Origin of the sequence: Streptomyces sp. NPDC006602, from assembly GCF_042870385.1 — a bacterium.
GTDB lineage: Bacteria > Actinomycetota > Actinomycetes > Streptomycetales > Streptomycetaceae > Streptomyces.
Map to the genome: position 1 here is coordinate 167,710 of NZ_JBIAHG010000015.1, position 17,197 is coordinate 184,906.

At 70.2% G+C, this 17,197-nt stretch carries 16 protein-coding genes; 5 read left to right on the forward strand and 11 right to left on the reverse strand.

Features of this window, described 5'->3' with window-relative positions:
* Positions 1–151: 151 nt before the first annotated feature.
* The gene (gene lysS, locus ACFYO2_RS31340) at positions 152–1,891 is read right to left on the reverse strand and encodes a lysine--tRNA ligase (protein ID WP_388355707.1); all 1,740 of its coding nucleotides are present in this window, start codon (positions 1,889–1,891) and stop codon (positions 152–154) included.
* A 166-nt stretch (positions 1,892–2,057) separates the two neighbouring features.
* Between lysS and argS the strand changes: the two genes are divergently transcribed.
* The gene (gene argS / locus ACFYO2_RS31345; protein ID WP_388355709.1) at positions 2,058–3,818 is read left to right on the forward strand and encodes an arginine--tRNA ligase; all 1,761 of its coding nucleotides are present in this window, start codon (positions 2,058–2,060) and stop codon (positions 3,816–3,818) included.
* A gap of 92 nt (positions 3,819–3,910) precedes the next feature.
* Here the strand turns inward: argS and ACFYO2_RS31350 are convergent, their stop codons facing one another.
* On the reverse strand, positions 3,911–4,348 hold the full coding sequence (locus tag ACFYO2_RS31350; RefSeq protein ID WP_388355711.1) for a peptidoglycan-binding protein: 438 nt from the start codon (positions 4,346–4,348) through the stop codon (positions 3,911–3,913).
* A gap of 309 nt (positions 4,349–4,657) precedes the next feature.
* Between ACFYO2_RS31350 and ACFYO2_RS31355 the strand changes: the two genes are divergently transcribed.
* Genes ACFYO2_RS31355 through ACFYO2_RS31365 form a run of 3 tightly spaced genes read left to right on the forward strand, consistent with a single transcriptional unit; the run spans position 4,658 to position 6,474 of the window.
* Positions 4,658–5,452, forward strand: a complete 795-nt coding sequence (locus ACFYO2_RS31355; protein WP_388355713.1) for a peptidoglycan-binding protein — start codon at positions 4,658–4,660, stop codon at positions 5,450–5,452.
* Positions 5,449–6,306, forward strand: coding sequence for a helix-turn-helix domain-containing protein (locus tag ACFYO2_RS31360; RefSeq protein WP_388355715.1), 858 nt, complete (start codon positions 5,449–5,451; stop codon positions 6,304–6,306). Before ACFYO2_RS31355 ends, ACFYO2_RS31360 begins: the two co-directional genes overlap by 4 nt.
* Before the next feature lie 24 nt (positions 6,307–6,330).
* The gene (locus ACFYO2_RS31365; protein ID WP_388355717.1) at positions 6,331–6,474 is read left to right on the forward strand and encodes a DUF4253 domain-containing protein; all 144 of its coding nucleotides are present in this window, start codon (positions 6,331–6,333) and stop codon (positions 6,472–6,474) included.
* Between the two features lie 83 nt (positions 6,475–6,557).
* On the opposite strand, the gene ACFYO2_RS31370 is transcribed toward ACFYO2_RS31365, so the two are convergent.
* Both ACFYO2_RS31370 and ACFYO2_RS31375 read right to left on the reverse strand, forming a co-directional pair.
* Positions 6,558–7,763 carry a PLP-dependent aminotransferase family protein gene (locus ACFYO2_RS31370; protein WP_388355718.1) on the reverse strand — a complete coding sequence of 402 codons (1,206 nt, stop codon included), beginning with the start codon at positions 7,761–7,763 and terminating at the stop codon, positions 6,558–6,560.
* Between the two features lie 110 nt (positions 7,764–7,873).
* Positions 7,874–8,782, reverse strand: a complete 909-nt coding sequence (locus ACFYO2_RS31375; RefSeq protein ID WP_388355720.1) for an SAM-dependent methyltransferase — start codon at positions 8,780–8,782, stop codon at positions 7,874–7,876.
* A 245-nt stretch (positions 8,783–9,027) separates the two neighbouring features.
* Between ACFYO2_RS31375 and ACFYO2_RS31380 the strand changes: the two genes are divergently transcribed.
* The gene (locus ACFYO2_RS31380) at positions 9,028–9,192 is read left to right on the forward strand and encodes a hypothetical protein (RefSeq protein ID WP_388355722.1); all 165 of its coding nucleotides are present in this window, start codon (positions 9,028–9,030) and stop codon (positions 9,190–9,192) included.
* Positions 9,193–9,243: 51 nt separating this feature from the next.
* Here ACFYO2_RS31380 and ACFYO2_RS31385 read toward each other — a convergent pair whose 3' ends face one another.
* From ACFYO2_RS31385 to ACFYO2_RS31415, 7 genes are all read right to left on the reverse strand, one after another.
* Positions 9,244–9,600: a DUF805 domain-containing protein gene (locus tag ACFYO2_RS31385; protein WP_388355724.1), complete on the reverse strand. Its 357-nt coding sequence runs from the start codon at positions 9,598–9,600 to the stop codon at positions 9,244–9,246.
* A 335-nt stretch (positions 9,601–9,935) separates the two neighbouring features.
* Entirely contained in the window at positions 9,936–10,928 is a 993-nt protein-coding gene (hemB, locus tag ACFYO2_RS31390; RefSeq protein ID WP_388355726.1) for a porphobilinogen synthase, read from the reverse strand.
* A 339-nt stretch (positions 10,929–11,267) separates the two neighbouring features.
* Positions 11,268–12,998: a uroporphyrinogen-III synthase gene (locus tag ACFYO2_RS31395; RefSeq protein WP_388355728.1), complete on the reverse strand. Its 1,731-nt coding sequence runs from the start codon at positions 12,996–12,998 to the stop codon at positions 11,268–11,270.
* Positions 12,995–14,002 (reverse strand): hydroxymethylbilane synthase, encoded by a 1,008-nt coding sequence (hemC, locus tag ACFYO2_RS31400; protein WP_388355729.1) that lies wholly within the window; start codon positions 14,000–14,002, stop codon positions 12,995–12,997. Before hemC ends, ACFYO2_RS31395 begins: the two co-directional genes overlap by 4 nt.
* Positions 13,999–15,783 (reverse strand): glutamyl-tRNA reductase, encoded by a 1,785-nt coding sequence (locus tag ACFYO2_RS31405; protein ID WP_388355731.1) that lies wholly within the window; start codon positions 15,781–15,783, stop codon positions 13,999–14,001. Before ACFYO2_RS31405 ends, hemC begins: the two co-directional genes overlap by 4 nt.
* Positions 15,780–16,547 carry a redox-sensing transcriptional repressor Rex gene (locus tag ACFYO2_RS31410; protein ID WP_388355733.1) on the reverse strand — a complete coding sequence of 256 codons (768 nt, stop codon included), beginning with the start codon at positions 16,545–16,547 and terminating at the stop codon, positions 15,780–15,782. The genes ACFYO2_RS31405 and ACFYO2_RS31410 overlap by 4 nt, the downstream gene beginning before the upstream one ends.
* Before the next feature lie 281 nt (positions 16,548–16,828).
* Complete coding sequence (locus tag ACFYO2_RS31415; RefSeq protein ID WP_388355735.1) at positions 16,829–17,107, reverse strand: glutaredoxin family protein; 279 nt, start codon at positions 17,105–17,107, stop codon at positions 16,829–16,831.
* Between the last annotated feature and the right edge of the window lie 90 nt (positions 17,108–17,197).

Sequence of the window (17,197 nt, forward strand, 5' to 3'; positions counted from 1 at the left end):
CCGGACGCCGAGCCCACCCTCTGGGTCCGGCGCTACCACAACCGCCCCGGGGGGGGGGGGGGGGCCCCCCCCCACCCCCCCCCCCCCCCCCCCCGGGGGGGGGGGCCCCGGGGCCCCCCCCCGCCCCCCCCCTCCGTCGTAGAACCCGGGCCTACTCCCCGAGCAGCGCCCGCACCCGCTCCTGCCCCACCGCCAGCAGCAGCGTGGGCAGCCGGGGTCCGGTGTCCCGCCCGACGAGCAGGTGGTAGAGCAGGGCGAAGAAGGACCGCTGGGCGGTCTTGATCTCCGCGGGCAGCTCCTTCGGCGTCGCGTCCGCCGGGAACCCGGCCTGCACCTTGGGCACGCCGTAGACGAGGTGGGTCAGCCCGTCCAGCGACCACTGCGAGGCCAGCCCGTCGAGGAGCAGCCGCAGGGACCCCTGTGCCTGCTCGTCGAGGGACTTCAGCAGCTCGACGTCGGGTTCGTCCCGCACGATGGTCCGCTGGTCGGCGGGCACCTGCGTGTTGATCCACGCCTCGGCCTTGTCGTACCGCGGCCGGGCCTCGTCGAGGGAGCCGAGCGGGTTGGACGGGTCGAGTTCGGAGAGGATCCGCAGGGCCTGGTCCTCGTGTCCGGCGGTGATGTCGGCGACGGAGGCCAGGGTCCGGTACGGCAGTGGCCGAGGCGTCCGCGGCAGCTCACCGCCCGCGGTCCCGACGGCACGCGAGTGAGCCGCCACGTCGCCCGGCAGGGCGGACCCTTCCGCGACCTTCGCGTCCAGCTTGTCCCACTCGTCGTAGAGCCGCTGGATCTCCTGGTCGAAGGCGATCTTGAAGGACTGGTTGGGCCGGCGCCGGGCGTACAGCCACCGCAGGAGCTGCGGCTCCATGATCTTCAGGGCGTCGCCGGGGGTCGGCACCCCGCCCCTGGACGACGACATCTTCGCCATCCCGGAGATGCCCACGAACGCGTACATCGGTCCGATGGGCTGCTTGCCGCCGAAGATCCCGACGATCTGCCCGCCCACCTGGAAGGACGACCCCGGGGACGAGTGGTCGACGCCGCTCGGCTCGAAGACGACACCCTCGTAGGCCCACCGCATCGGCCAGTCGACCTTCCAGACCAGCTTGCCGCGGTTGAACTCGTTCAGCCGGACGGTCTCGGAGAAACCGCAGGCGGTGCAGGTGTACGTCAGCTCGGTGCTGTCGTCGTCGTACGAGGTGACCGTCGTCAGGTCCTTCTCGCAGTTGCCGCAGTAGGGCTTGTACGGGAAGTACCCGGCGGACCCGGAGCTGCCGTCGTCCTCACTGGCGGCCCCCGACCCCTCGGCAGCCTCCAGCTCGGCCGCGTCGAGAGGCTTCTGCGACTGCTTGCCCGGGGCCTTCTTGGTCCGGTACCGGTCGAGGATCGCGTCGATCTCGCCGCGGTGCCTGATGGCGTGCAGGATCTGCTCGCGGTACACACCCGAGGTGTACTGCGCGGTCTGGCTGATCCCGTCGAACTCGACGCCCAGCTCGGCGAGCGAGTCGGTCATGGCGGCCTTGAAGTGCTCGGCCCAGTTCGGGTGCGAGGACCCCTTGGGCGCGGGCACGGAGGTCAGCGGCTTGCCGATGTGCTCGGCCCACGAGTCGTCGACCCCGGCGACACCGGCCGGCACCTTGCGGTACCGGTCGTAGTCGTCCCAGGAGATCAGGTGCCGGACCTGGTGGCCCCGCCGCCTGATCTCGTCGGCGACGAGGTGCGGGGTCATGACCTCCCGCAGGTTCCCCAGGTGAATGGGGCCGGAGGGCGAGAGCCCCGACGCGACGACTACCGGTTTGCCCGGGGCCCGACGCTCCGACTCCTCGATGACCTCATCCGCGAAACGGGAGACCCAGTCGGTGGTCTCGGTGCTCTGAGCCACGATCGGCACGTCCTCTTTTTGAAGGTTCCTGAAGGTTTCACACGAGCAGCCGGTACGGTCGCACGGCTGACGCTCCATTCTCCCAGACCACCTCGCGCCCGGGAAAACCGCTTTACGCCCCATGGGATACTGGGCGTGCCCACCAGTTCCCACGAGGAGAACGGCACCCATTCCTATGGCCCCGGTCACGTCCCTCACCGCTTCCGTCAACCAGCGCCTCGCGTCCGCCCTCTCGGCTGCCCTGCCGGAGGCCGGTTCCGTCGACCCGCTGCTGCGCCGAAGCGACCGGGCGGACTTCCAGGCCAACGGGATCCTGGCCCTCGCGAAGAAGGCGAAGGCGAACCCGCGGGAGCTGGCGACGCAGGTCGTCTCCCAGGTGGTCACCGATGATGTGATCAAGGACATCGAGGTCTCCGGCCCCGGCTTCCTGAACATCACGCTCACGGACGGCGCGATCACCGAGAACCTGGCCGCGCGGTACGCCGACCCCGACCGCCTCGGTGTCCCCTTCGCCGAGAACCCGGGCACGACGGTCGTCGACTACGCCCAGCCGAACGTGGCGAAGGAGATGCACGTCGGCCACCTGCGTTCCGCGGTGATCGGCGACGCGGCGGTCCATCTCCTGGAGTTCACCGGCGAGACGGTGGTGCGCAGGCACCACATCGGCGACTGGGGCACCCAGTTCGGCATGCTCATCCAGTACCTGGACGAGCACCCGCACGAGCTGGACCACAAGGACACCCAGGTGAGCGGCGAGGAGGCGATGTCCAACCTCGACCGTCTCTACAAGGCCGCGCGGAAGCACTTCGACTCCGACGAGGAGTTCAAGACCAGGGCCCGTCGCCGGGTGGTCGACCTCCAGGCGGGGGACCCGCACACCCTCGCCACCTGGCAGAAGTTCGTGGACGAGTCGAAGATCTACTTCTTCTCCGTCTTCGACAAACTGGACATGGAGATCCGGGACGCGGACATCGTCGGCGAGTCCGGCTACAACGACATGCTCGCGGAGACCTGCCGCCTCCTGGAGGAGTCCGGCGTCGCGGTCCGCTCCGAGGGCGCCCTCTGCGTCTTCTTCGACGACGTCAAGGGTCCGGACGGCAACCCGGTCCCGCTCATCGTCAAGAAGTCGGACGGCGGCTACGGCTACGCGGCGACCGACCTCTCGGCGATCCGCGACCGCGTCTTCAACCTGAAGGCGAACACCCTCCTCTACGTCGTCGACGCCCGCCAGTCCCTCCACTTCAAGATGGTCTTCGAGACCGCGCGGCGGGCCGGCTGGCTGAACGACGACGTCCATGCGGTCCAGCTCGCCTTCGGCACGGTCCTCGGCAAGGACGGCAAGCCGTTCAAGACGCGTGAGGGCGAGACGATCCGGCTGGTGGACCTGCTCGACGAGGCGATCGAGCGCGCCTCGGCGGTCGTACGGGAGAAGGCGCAGGACCTCTCCGAGGAGGAGATCGCCGAGCGCGGCACCCAGGTGGGCATCGGTGCGGTGAAGTACGCGGACCTGTCGACGTCGGCGAACCGGGACTACAAGTTCGACCTGGACCAGATGGTCTCGCTGAACGGCGACACGTCCGTCTACCTCCAGTACGCGTACGCCCGTATCCAATCGATCCTCCGCAAGGCCGGGGACGTACGCCCCTTTGCGCACCCGGAGCTCGAACTGGCCGACGCGGAGCGGGCGCTCGGCCTGCACGTGGACGCCTTCGCGGAGACGGTGGCGGAGGCGGCGTCGGAGTACGCCCCGCACAAGATGACGGCGTACCTGTACCAGCTGGCGTCCCTCTACACGACCTTCTACGACAAGTGCCCGGTGCTGAAGGCCGAGTCGCCGGCGCAGGTGGAGAACCGCCTCTTCCTCTGCGACGTCACGGCCCGCACGCTGCACCGCGGCATGACCCTGCTGGGCATCCGGACGCCCGAGCGGCTCTGAGGCACGCCGAGACAGGCGCACGGCCCGTTCCTCCCTCGCGGGAAGGACGGGCCGTGGCGTTGTGTGCGGTCGTCAGGCCGGCTCAGCTCAGCTCAGCAACCGAAGGCGTTGAAGTCCCAGAACGCTGCCTTGGTGTTCGGTCCGGCGACCCCGTCGACGGCAACGCCGAGGTAGCGCTGCAGCGCCTTGATCGTGTTGGTGCCGACGACTCCGTCGACGGTACCTGCGTTGTAGCCCAGGTCGTTGAACTTCCGCTGCGCCGCCTTCCAGCTGTTGGTGCCCAGCTGCCCGTCGATCGTGCCGGGGTTGTAACCCGTGTCGCGCAGCCAGCACTGCCAGTTCTTGGCCCGGGTCGTGTTCAGGCCGAGGTTGTTCACCGCGAGGATGGAGACGTCCTGGGCGCTCACCGACGTTTTGGCGGCCGGCTGGGACACCGCGAAGCTGGTACCCGCGGCAGCCACCGTTCCGGCCGCGAGCCCGACGACGGCGGTGAGGCTGATGACGGTCCTCGTCAACACGTTCGATCGCATGCTTCCCCCTTGGGGTCGTGAGGCGGCACCTGCCGTGCCGCCGGTCTGGTCAACACGAGAGTGCTCAGTGGCGGCAAGGGCCGCCACAGTTGCCGCAGAAGTGACGTTCTCGCGGGATGTCCCACGCGCTGACCTGCGGGGAGACCATGTGGCGGGACGGTGGTGCGGGACGGCGATGGCGGGCGGTGGCCGATTCCGCATCGATGCAGGAACCACGTTCCGATGCAGTCCCGTGGATGCTGATGCAGAATGCGACGGCACAGAGGCCGCTGACCACGGCCACTGATCATGAACGCGAGTGGGGGGAACATGGCGCGTTGGAAAGCGCTGCCCGAGGAACTGGACCCACGGGTGCGGCAGTTGGTGGTGCAGTTACGCCGGCTGAAGGATCACAGTGGGCTGAACCTGCGGCAGCTGGCGGCGAAGACGGGGTACAGCCCGAAGTCGTGGGAGCGGTATCTGAGCGGCCGATCGCTGCCGCCGCCGGAGGCCGTGGAGGCGATGGCCCGTATCTGCGGTGACGATCCGACCCGGCTGCTCGCGCTGCACGAAGTCGCCGCCGATGCCTGGGGGAACGGACGCGCAGGAGTATCCGCGCCGGAGGCGGCCGCGCCGGAGATCCTGTCGGCAGGTGCCCCCGAGAGCGCCCGGTTCCCCGGACGTTCGCTGCGCATCGCGCTCATGGCGGGTTCGGTGGCTCTGGTCCTGGCCATCTCCTCGGCGGTCCTCCTGGTCGTACGGCTCAACAACGGCGACGGTGACGACGGCGCAGTAGCGGCTGCCCCCCTCGTCTCGGCCGTCGCGTCGGCGCCTCGGTCACCGGCGCGGACGGCGCCCCCGTACACCTGCCGCCTGAAGCGGACGGACGGCCGCTGGTACGCGGGCAACAGCCGTACCCAGGACGCCATCGTGGCGGACGGCGAAGCCGGGCCGGAGGTGGCCGAGGCGCAGTGTCTGCTGCGCAGGGCGGGCTTCTCGCCCGGGGTCGTCGACGGGATCTTCGGTCCGCTGACCGAACGCGCGGTCAAACGCGTACAGGGGCGGGCGGGACTGGTCGTGGACGGCGTCATCGGGCCGCACACGTGGAAAGCCCTGCGGGGATGACGGCACCGTCGCCGGAATGCGCCCGGCTGGCCGCCGCGCTGCGGGAGTTGAAGGCGCAGACCGGCCTGAGCATGGCAGGCCTCGCGTCGAAGACCCCGTTCAGCAAGTCGTCCTGGGAGCGCTATCTCAACGGCAAGACGCTGCCGCCGCGCGAGGCGGTGCGGGAGCTGTGCCAGCTCGTCGGCGCACCGGAGGGGCGGTGCCTGGCGCTGTGGGAGATCGCGGAGTCGGAATGGAGCGGACGCGGGACGGAAGGACCGCGTCCGCAGGGGCCGTCGCCGCAGCCGAAGCCGTCGCCGGCTCCGCCCCCGCAGGAGACGACGCCTGCCGGTCACAAGGGCGTGGCGGCCGTGGCGGTACTCGCATCCGTGTGCGCCGTGGCCGTCGGGGGCGTGACGGTGGGCCTTTTGCTCCTGCCGCGCCAGGACGGCGCACCGCGTCCGTCGGCGTCCCCGTCCGCCACCGGGCCGCGCTGCCGGGGAGCCGCCTGTGAGGGCAGGAGCCCGATGCAGATGACGTGCGCCGCCAACCCGGACACCCTCGCCTCCCACCGCACGGCCACCGGTGCCTGGATGGAACTGCGCCACAGCGAGGAGTGCGGGACCAGTTGGGCGCGGATGTGGGACACGCGGATCGGCGACCGGTTGGAGATGACCGTGGGCATCAGCGACGGACGAGACGGAGCGGACACAACCGACGGACGGGTCCGCGGCGCCGAGGTCAAGAACGCCGTCGACGCGGAAGCCTACGTCTACACCCCCATGACCGTGACCCGCCCCGGAACCGTCGTGAAGGCCTGTCTCCGGCCCGCCGCGGGCGGCGAGAAGGAGTGCTTCGAAGGCCGCGTGAAGTAGCCAGGCCGGTACGGGCCGTCGTCAGTGGCTCCCGCCGAGGCGGAGGCGATCGCCGCCGAGCACCTCGCGTTCTGCCCGGACACCATCTGGCAGACGGACCCCGGCGACCTGGTCTCCTACGCCAAGACTCTCATCGGCGAGCGCTCCTGGTCCTTCTGGTGGGACTGACCCCGACGCAGGCGGCCGACCGGCAGCCCGGAAGCCCGGCGACGCCTGCATCCCCACAGCACGCCCCCCACCACCGTTGGGACCTAGTCCCTGAGAAGCCCCGCCCCCAACCTCCGCAGCCCTTCCCCGATCTCCCCCGGCGTCTGCGTCACGAAGCACAGCCGCAGCGTCGACCGATCCGGTTCACCGGCGTAGAAGGGTGCCCCCGGCACGTACGCCACATCGTGCCGCACCACTCGACCCAACAGCTCGGTCGTGTCGTACGACGAGGGAAGCCGGGCCCAGAGGAACATCCCGCCCTCGGGCCGGCTCCAGACCGACCCCTCGGGCAGCGCGTCCGGCAGCCCCGCGAGCATCGCGTCCCGTCGCTCCCGGTACACCCCGGCGACCCGCCGGACATGGGCGTCGAGGTCCCGGTCGGCCAAGTACCGTGCCGCGGCGAGCTGGTTGACCGTCGGGGTGTGCAGATCGGCGGCCTGCTTGGCGACCACGCACGCCCGCCGCAGCGAGCCCGGCGCCCGCAGCCACCCCAGCCGCAGCCCCGGCGCCATGACCTTGGAGAAGGAGCCGAGCAGGACCGTACGGTCCTCCGCGCCCGGATACGTGGCGATCCACGGCACCCGCTCGCCCTCGAACCGCAGCTCCCCGTACGGATCGTCCTCGACGATCCACAGCCCCCGCCGGGCGGCGACGGACGCGATCGCGGCCCGGCGCGAGGCCGGAAGCGTGCGCCCGGTCGGATTCTGGAAGGTCGGCACGGTGTACAGCAGCTTGGGCCGCTCCCGCACCACCAGCTCCTCCAGGGCAGCGGGGTCCAGCCCCGCCCCGTCCCCCGGCACCGCCACCACCCGCGCCCCCGCGAAACCGAAGGCCTGAAGCGCCGCCAGGTAACAGGGACTTTCGACGAGAACCGTGTCCCCGGGCTCCACCAGCACGGTCGCGAGCAGGGACAACGCCTGCTGCGAACCGGTCGTGACGAGAACATCGTCGGCCTCGGTCGGCAGTCCACGCACCGACATCCGTCCCGCCAGCGCGGCCCGCAACCCCGGCTCGCCCTCGGTCGTGGAGTACTGCAACGCCCGCGCGGGCGCCTCCGCGAGCACCGCCCGATACGCCTCCGCGATCCCGTCCACGTCGAACAGCTCGGGCGCCGGCAGCCCGCCCGCGAAGTTGATCACCTCGGGGCGGGCGGTGACGGCGAGGATGTCCCGTACGGCCGACCCACCGACCGACCGGGCCCGCGCGGCGAGCGGCGGCGCGGGCACGACATCAACCTCGGCAACGGTCATGGCGGCTCCTTCGACTACGACGGACTGAAGAACAGCGACTCGTGCCGCGCAGCCTAGGCAAATACATGCCACCTACAAGCAGGTTTCCGCAATACGGACGGACCCCCGCCTCAGCCCTGGCCCTTCGACCCGGTCGCCCCATAGACATTGATGTCATCGTCCGTCACGTCATTGATGTCCCGATACCGAATCTTCTCGATGTCGTCGAGTGCCTCGAAGTCCTCCGGATCGATGGCAGGCGGAGCGGGCGCAGGATCGGGCATCCACTGATGAACCGGTACCACACCGGGCTCGTCGAGCGTGATGCCCGGCGTCCGGGTGAAGAACCGCTCGACCTGGTCCTTCGTCCGGAACACGAAGGTGAACCCGCGCTCGGTGTAGGTCCGTTGGACGGCCCGGGTCGGCTCGGGGTGCATCTCGTCGGTGAGGTGGGTGAGCACGAGCCGGCTGCCGGCGGGCAGCGCGTCCACCAGATCGCGCACGACCTGGTAGGCCTGCTCGTCCTCGACGAAGTGCAGGAGGGCCACCAGACACAGGGCGATCGGCTCGTCGAAGTCCAGGGTCTTGGCGGCCTGTTCGAGAATCTGCCCCGGTTCGCGCAGGTCGGCGTCGATGTAGTCGGTACGGCCCTCTGGCCCGCTGGTCAGCAGCGCACGCGCGTGCGCCAGGACGACGGGGTCGTGGTCGACGTACACCACCCTCGCCTCGGGGATGACCCGCTGGGCGATCTGATGGACGTTGTCCCCGGTGGGCAACCCGGTGCCGATGTCCAGGAACTGCCGGATGCCGTGGTCCGTGGCCATCCGCGTCACGGCGCGGCGCATGAAGTCGCGGTTGTGCCGCACGTCGAGGTAGCCGCGCGGATTGGCGGACAGGGCCGCGGCAGCCGCCGCGCGGTCCATCGGATAGTTGTCCTTGCCGCCGAGGAAGACGTCGTAGACACGGGCCGGGTGCGCCTTGGTGGTGTCGATCCTCCTTCTCAGCTCGGCGGGGTCCTGGCTGAGGGCGTCACCGGACATGGGCGTCTCCTCGGAGAGTCGGCGGAGGGGCGGTCAACAACCTAACTCCCTGCGGCACTTGATGGTGCCCGCCACCACATTTCCCGGATTCCGTCCCGCACCACATCCCAGGGAAACAACATCCCCGCAGGTCAGCGCGCCTCCCCCCACCCCCGCGTCCCGAATCCCCCGCGAACTGTGGTGCCACCACCCCCCACCCCGCACGCTGTCACCACCGCCCCACCACCTCGGAAAGGCCGCCCCGCATGACCGCCGGAACCCGCCACCGCCTCCGCCACCGCCTCCTCCTCGCCACGGCCCTCACGCTCCTCGCGCTCGTGCTGGCGGGCTGCAAGGACGGAACGGGCGTACGCGACGAGGGCCCGTCGACCGTGTCCCCCGAGTCCTCCCCCTCGACTCCGGCGCGCTGAACGCCGAAGGCCGCCCGGACACCGTCCGGGCGGCCTTCAAAAGCATGGGCGTCAGACGAGAACCGGCGCTTCCTTCGGGTTCGGCCCGAACTTGTTCGCACCCGACTCGCTGTCGCTGCACAGGAAGACCAGCATCACGATGGCGCCGACGAGCGGCACCAGGCTGATGAAGACCCACCAGCCGGCGCGACCGGTGTCGTGCAGACGGCGCACGGTGACGGCGAGGCTCGGCAGCAGGATCGCGAGGTAGAAGACGACCGCGATCAGCGGCTGCTTGGTGACGGCCGCGATGATCGCGAACACGATGTAGAAGATGGACACGAACAGCGTGTACATCCAGTACTCCTTGCGACGCGCACGCCCGTTGAACACCGCGTACTTCTTCAGCGCCTCGATGAACCAGCTCATTGCATCCCCCCAGGGATCGACATACCCAAGACCCCTCCGAACGGATCAGGCCAGGCGCAGAAGATATGGACGCTGACGGGAACTCGTCAATTCGTTACATCCGCCCAGTTCCGCGCCCCGAGCCCACCGCCCGCCGCAGAGCAGGACCCCTCCTCAGGGTCGTTTTCCGGACAGACCCCCAGAAGCTCACCACGGAAAACCCGAAACGCCACCGAAACACCACAGTTCGCGGCTCGTTTGTTTCCCGGAGCGAGTTCCGTCCGTGACGGGACCGAGTTCGAACCGTTGCACACCGTAGGCACCCGAGAGCGCCCTGTCTGCGTCCCGCCCGAGCGTCACAGCAAACGCTGCGCGACCTCGGTGGCCCAATACGTGAGGATGTTCCGCGCACCCGCCCGCTTGATGCCGGTCAGCGACTCCAGGATGGCCCGGTCCCGATCGATCCAGCCCTTCTCGGCGGCGGCCTCGATCATCGAGTACTCACCGGAGATCTGGTAAGCGGCAACAGGCACGTCCACGGAGTCCGCCACACGGGCCAGGATGTCCAGATAGGGCCCGGCCGGCTTCACCATCACCATGTCGGCGCCCTCTTCGAGATCGAGCGCCAGCTCCCGCAGAGACTCCCGCACATTCGCCGGATCCTGCTGGTACGTCTTCCGGTCGCCCTTCAACGACGAACCGACAGCCTCCCGGAACGGCCCGTAGAACGCGGACGCGTACTTCACCGTATACGCGAGGACAGCGACATCCTCCCGCCCGATCTGGTCCAAGGCATCCCGGACAACCCCAACCTGCCCGTCCATCATCCCGCTGGGCCCCACCACATGGGCCCCGGCGTCGGCCTGGACCTGCGCCATCTCGGCGTACCGCTCGAGGGTGGCGTCGTTGTCGACCCGCCCCTCCCCATCGAGCACCCCACAGTGCCCATGATCAGTGGTCTCATCGAGACACAGGTCGGACATGACGAGCAACTCGTCACCCACCTCGGCCCGCACATCCCGAATGGCGACCTGCAGAATCCCGTCCGGATCGGTCCCGGGCGTCCCCAGGGCATCCTTCTTCGACTCCTCCGGCACCCCGAACAGCATGATCCCGGAGATCCCCGCCGCCACCGCCTGCGCGGCGGCCTTCTTCAACGTGTCCCGCGTGTGCTGCACAACCCCGGGCATCGCCGCGATCGGCACCGGCTCGGCAACGCCCTCGCGCACGAAGGCCGGAAGGATGAAGTCGGCGGGATGCAGCCGCGTCTCGGCGACCATCCTCCGCATGACGGGGGTGGTCCGCAGCCGCCGCGGCCGCGTGCCGGGAAAGGATCCGTACGTCGTCATGCACCCACGCTACGCCCGCCCCACCACCCCCTTTGCCGACGCCCCGTCGGCCCCACGGCGTGTGGAGGCACCCGGCACGAGTGTGCCCGCCCTGGGGGCTCCGCCCCCAGACCCCGGCCCCACGGCACCCCGGGCAACGAGGAGGACCGAGCCCGAGCCTGGACCCCGGAGGTCTACAGCCACCTCCGACAGGCGAAGTCCACCTACGACCCGGCAAACCTGCTCCGCCACGGCCACACGGTGACCCCGGCCTGACCACGACCACGGCCTGATCAGACCGTCATCACACGCCCGCACCCGCCCCGATCAGGCCGTCATACACGCCCACACCCACCCCGATCAGGTGGTCGTCCGCCTCCGCCGAGCCCCCGGCCGCCGCTCACTGGGCCGAGTAACCGGATCCCCGGCCTCCAGCGCCGCGGCTCTCCGCCGCAACCCGAAGTCGGCAAGAGCCTCGGCCAGCTTGTGAACGGACGGCTCGGGAGCCATCACATCCACCCGAAGCCCATGCTCCTCGGCAGTCTTGGCCGTAGCGGGCCCGATACACGCGATAACCGTCACGTTGTGCGGCTTACCGGCGATGCCCACAAGGTTCCGCACAGTGGACGACGAGGTGAAGAGAACGGCATCGAACCCACCCCCCTTGATCGCCTCCCGCGTATCGGCAGGCGGCGGCGAGGCCCGCACGGTCCGATAGGCGGTGACGTCGTCGACCTCCCACCCGAGCTCGATCAGCCCGGCGACCAGCGTCTCCGTGGCGATGTCGGCACGCGGCAGGAACACCCGGTCGATCGGATCGAACACCGGGTCATAGGGCGGCCAGTCCTCCAGCAACCCCGCGGCCGACTGTTCCCCACTCGGCACGAGGTCAGGCTTCACACCGAAGGCGATGAGCGCCTTGGCGGTCTGCTCCCCCACCGCGGCGACCTTGATACCGGCGAAGGCCCGCGCATCAAGCCCGTACTCCTCGAACTTCTCCCGGACAGCCTTCACGGCGTTCACGCTGGTGAAAGCGATCCACTCGTACCGTCCGGTCACCAGCCCCTTGACCGCCCGCTCCATCTGCTGCGGCGTCCGCGGCGGCTCGACGGCGATCGTCGGCACCTCGTGCGGCACGGCCCCGTAGGACCGAAGTTGGTCGGAGAGCGAGGCCGCCTGCTCCTTGGTACGCGGTACGAGAACGCGCCATCCGAACAGCGGCTTGGACTCGAACCACGAGAGCTGCTCACGCTGAGCCGCGGCGGACCGCTCACCGACCACGGCTATCACCGGCCGCCCGCCCTCCGGGGAGGGCAGCACCTTGGCCTGCTTCAGCGTCTGGGCGATGGTCCCCAGCGTGGCGGTCCAGGTCCGCTGCCGGGTGGTCGTACCGGCGACGGTGACGGACAGCGGCGTATCGGGCTTGCGCCCGGCGGAAACCAGCTCGCCGGCAGCGGCGCCGATGGAGTCCAGGGTCGTCGACACGACAACGGTCCCGTCGGACGCCCCCACCTCCGTCCAGCACCGGTCGGAGGCGGTCCGCGCATCCACGAACCGGACGTCCGCGCCTTCGGCGTCCCGCAGCGGCACACCGGCATAGGCGGGCACGCCAACGGCAGCCGCGATCCCGGGAACGACCTCGAAGGGCACGCCCGCGGCGGCGCACGCGAGCATCTCCTCGGCGGCGTACGCGTCGAGTCCGGGATCCCCGGACACCGCACGCACGACCCGCCTGCCGCCCCGCGCGGCCTCCATGACAAGATGTGCGGCATCCCGCACGACGGGGACACCCACGGTCGTTGACGCGCCGTCAACAACCGTTAGTTGAGGCGCGCCTGCGCCCGGAGTCGGACCGGAAGACCCGAAGGACGGATCCGCAGAGGGATCCGCATCCGTGTCCACGACAGCGACACCGGACCTGGCGTGCGCACGTACGACGTCGAGCACTTCGTGCCCGGCGACGAGAACGTCCGCGTGTGCCAGCGCCTCGACGGCGCGAAGAGTCAGCAGTCCCGGATCCCCGGGTCCGGCACCAAGGAAGGTGACGTGCCCGTGTTCAGGACCGGCGGCGGGAAGAGTGGTGGGGCTCACTGTGCTCGCTCCCCCATCAGACCGGCCGCGCCCTGGGCAAGCATCTCGGCAGCGAGTTCGCGACCGAGCGCCATTGCCTGGTCGTACGTCTCGGGCACGGGACCGGTGGTGGACAACTGCACCATCCGCGAGCCGTCGGTCGTGCCGACGACGCCACGCAGGCGCATTTCCTTGACAATCTGCCCGTCGGCATGGGGGTCCCCCCGCTCGAACGGAGCCGAGCGTGGGGGAAGGTCGGCCAGCGCGCCCACAGGGGCGCTGCAACCGGCCTCCAGGGCGGCGAGCAGGGACCGTTCGGCAGTCACGGCGATCCGCGTGAACGGGTCGTCGAGCTCACCGAGCGCGGCGATCAGGTATGCATCCTGGGCGGTGTTCCCCGCCCTGCATTCGATCGCGAGTGCCCCCTGGCCGGGGGCGGGCAAAACCGTGTCGACCGACAGGAAGTCGGTCACTTCGTCACCGCGGCCGATGCGGTTGAGGCCGGCCGCGGCCAGCACCACCGCATCCAGTTCGCCGTCGCGCACGAACCGTATCCGCGTATCCACGTTCCCGCGGATCGGAACCGTCTCGATGTCCAGCCCGTGGCTGCGCGCGTACGCGTTCAGCTGGGCCATCCGCCGCGGCGATCCGGTACCGATGCGCGCCCCGGGGGGCAGGTCGGTGAACTTCAGCGCGTCCCGGGCGACGATGACGTCCCTCGGATCCTCGCGCGGCGGTACGGCGGCCAGCGCCAGCTCGTCGGGCTGCCCGGTAGGCAGGTCCTTGAGCGAATGAACCGCGAAGTCGACCTCCTCCTTCAGCAGCGCTTCCCGCAGCGCGGTCACGAAGACGCCCGTGCCGCCGATCTGCGCGAGCTGCTCGCGGGAGCTGTCGCCGTAGGTGGTGATCTCGACGAGCTCGACGGGCCGTCCGGTCACCTGGCTCACGGCGTCCGCGACCTGCCCGGACTGGGCCATGGCGAGTTTGCTTCGCCGTGTCCCGAGCCTCAATGCCTTGCTACTCATGCCGGCCCTCGGTTCTTGCTGTTCTCTGATTCGTCGTCGGCGCGTTCGGCCCGGGACACGGCGGCCACCGTCTCGGGGTCGAGGTCGAACAGGGTCCGCAGCGCGTCCGCGTACCCGGCGCCGCCGGGCTCGGCCGCGAGTTGCTTGACCCGTACGGTCGGCGCGTGCAGCAGCTTGTCGACGACGCGCTTCACGGTCTGGGTGATCTCGGCGCGGTGCTTGTCGTCGAGGCCGGGCAGCCGCCCGTCGAGCCGTGCGATCTCGTTCGCGACGACATCGGCGGCCATGGTCCGCAGCGCGACGACGGTCGGCGTGATGTGCGCGGCCCGAAGCGCCGCCCCGAAGGCGGCGACCTCGTCGGCGACGATACGGCGGACCTGGTCGACGTCGGCCGCCATCGGAGCGTCGGCGGAGGCGTCCGCCAGCGACTCGATGTCGACGAGCCGCACTCCGACCAGCCGGTGCACGGCCGCGTCGATGTCACGGGGCATGGCGAGGTCGAGGAGGAAGAGGGCAGGCTCGGGCCTGGGGATCTCGGCGACGGGCTCGGGCCTGCGCCGCTCGGGCACCCGGCCGACGGCGGCCGCGGCGGCGGCCAGCGCCGCGATGGCGTCCGCCTCCTCGGCCGGGTCGAGCACGGTGACCGCACCGGCGGTGGCGGAGCTCTGCTGACGCGTGACGCCGTTGTCCACCCAGGCCGCGTGCTGTTCCAGGTCGGCGGCGGCCATCCCGGCCACGGCGGCCTCCCCGAGCACGGAGAACCCGGCGGTCGCCTGTTGCACGGCCGGCAGGTCCAGCGGACAGCCGTCCTCGGCGCCCAGGCTGGTGGGCGGGAGCTCACCGCGCCCGGCGGCCGCCACGGCCGTACGGCCGTCACCGTCCGACGGCGCAGGCGGCGAAGATGGCGAAACGGTCCCGCTGTCCGCGACGGCCTCTCCCGTGCGGCCCTCGACCGCCGCCGCGACCGCCTCGGCCGTCAGGACCAGCCCGGTCGCCCCCGTGCAGGAGACGGCGAGATCGGCACGTGCCAGCTCGACCGGCACCGACTCCATCGGTACCGCGCGGGCCAGCACGTCCGTGTCGTCGCCCTCCATCAGAATCCGGGCGAGCCGCTCGGCGCGGTCCGGCGTGCGGTTGGCGACGACGATCTCGGCGACCCCGGCACGCGCGAGCGTGGCCGCGGCCAGCGAGGACATCGAACCGGCGCCGATGACCAGGGCCTTCTTGCCGCGGGTCCACCTCTCGACGTCCGCGCCCGCCGCCAGCTGCTCCAGGCCGAAGGTGACCAGGGACTGCCCGGCGCGGTCGATGCCGGTCTCGGAGTGGGCGCGCTTGCCGACGCGGAGGGCCTGCTGGAACAGGTCGTTCAGCAGCCGCCCGGCGGAGTGCACGTCCTGCGCCTTGGCGAGGGAGTCCTTTATCTGGCCGAGGATCTGCCCCTCACCGACGACCATGGAGTCCAGCCCGCAGGCCACCGAGAAGAGGTGGTGGACGGCCCGGTCCTCGTAGTGCACGTACAGATAGGGAGTGAGCTCCTCCAGCCCCACCCCGCTGTGCTGGGCGAGCAGCGTGGACAGTTCGGCCACACCGGCGTGGAACTTGTCCACGTCGGCGTACAGCTCGATGCGGTTGCAGGTCGCGAGCACCGCGGCCTCTGTGGCGGGCTCGGCGGCGACGGTGTCCTGGAGCAGCTTGATCTGCGCGTCCGCGTTCAGCGCCGCCCGCTCCAGCACGCTGACCGGGGCGCTGCGGTGGCTCAGCCCGACGACGAGGAGACTCATGCCGGCATCACGGCGGGGACGTCCCCGTCTGGACCCTTGTCGGCGGACTCCTTGCGGGCGGCGACGTGCGGGACCCCGCCGTCGGCGGCGGCAGCGGCCTCCTCGCCGGCCTTGCGCTGCTCGTGGAAGGCGAGGATCTGCAGCTCGATGGAGAGGTCGACCTTGCGCACGTCGACGCCGTCCGGCACGGACAGCACGGTCGGCGCGAAGTTCAGGATGGAGGTGACGCCGGCGGCCACGAGCCGGTCGCAGACCTGCTGGGCGGCACCGGCGGGCGTGGCGATGACACCGATCGACACGCCGTTGTCCTCGACGATCTTTTCCAGCTCGTCGGCGTGCTGGACGGGGATCCCGGCCACCGGCTTCCCGGCCATCGCCGGGTCGGCGTCTATGAGCGCCGCGACCCGGAAGCCGCGCGAGGCGAACCCGCCGTAGTTGGCGAGGGCGGCGCCGAGGTTACCGATACCGACGATCACTACCGGCCAGTCCTGGGTCAGGCCCAGCTCACGGGAGATCTGGTAGACGAGATACTCGACGTCGTAGCCGACACCGCGCGTTCCGTAGGAGCCCAGGTAGGAGAAGTCCTTGCGCAGCTTCGCGGAGTTGACCCCCGCGGCGGCCGCGAGCTCCTCGGAGGAGACCGTGGGTACCGAGCGCTCCGACAGTGCGGTCAGCGCGCGGAGATACAGCGGAAGGCGGGCGACGGTGGCCTCGGGAATCCCTCGGCTACGGGTCGCCGGTCGGTGAGTTCGGCCAGTTGCCACGGTGCTCCTGCGGGTAGAGCGGGGCTGTAGGCGGTCACACGTTCCCGGACCGCCCCGTCGAGAGCAGGCTATGTCTTTGTGAACGCGTGCACAAAGATGGTGTCCGATTTGCCCGGCCAACGTGACCGGGGTCACGCGCCCCCGGCGCACCTGTGCGGAACCGGCACATCCGCACCACCGTTCCTCTTCTCCTGGGGGCAAAACCGCACACTCTCCTCTACGATTCCCGCCCCCGAGACCAAGACGCCGTCGATCCTAAGCGACGTTCCGGACCAGTTGGACTACTCGGTCAGTGCTTTGCGGAGGCGATTTTCGTTCACGCGCCAGAACGTGTGCTGCTCTCCGTCGACGAGCACGACGGGGATCTGTTCCCAGTACTGATCGTGTAGTTGGGGATCCTGGGTGATGTCCTTCCGCTCCCAGGGGACACCCAGGTCGGCGCACACCTTCTCGACCACGGACTGTGCGTCATCACACAGATGGCACCCGGGCTTGCGGACGAGAGTGACGAGCCGGTCCTGTGGGGCCCTCGGGGCGTTGCGCCGAAAGATGGGAGTCATGCAGGCCATTCTTCCGCTTGTTTAACGGCGCGGTCGCCGAGAGTTCACACCCTTCGAACCTCTCGGCTCCGGAACCTCCGAACAGACTGG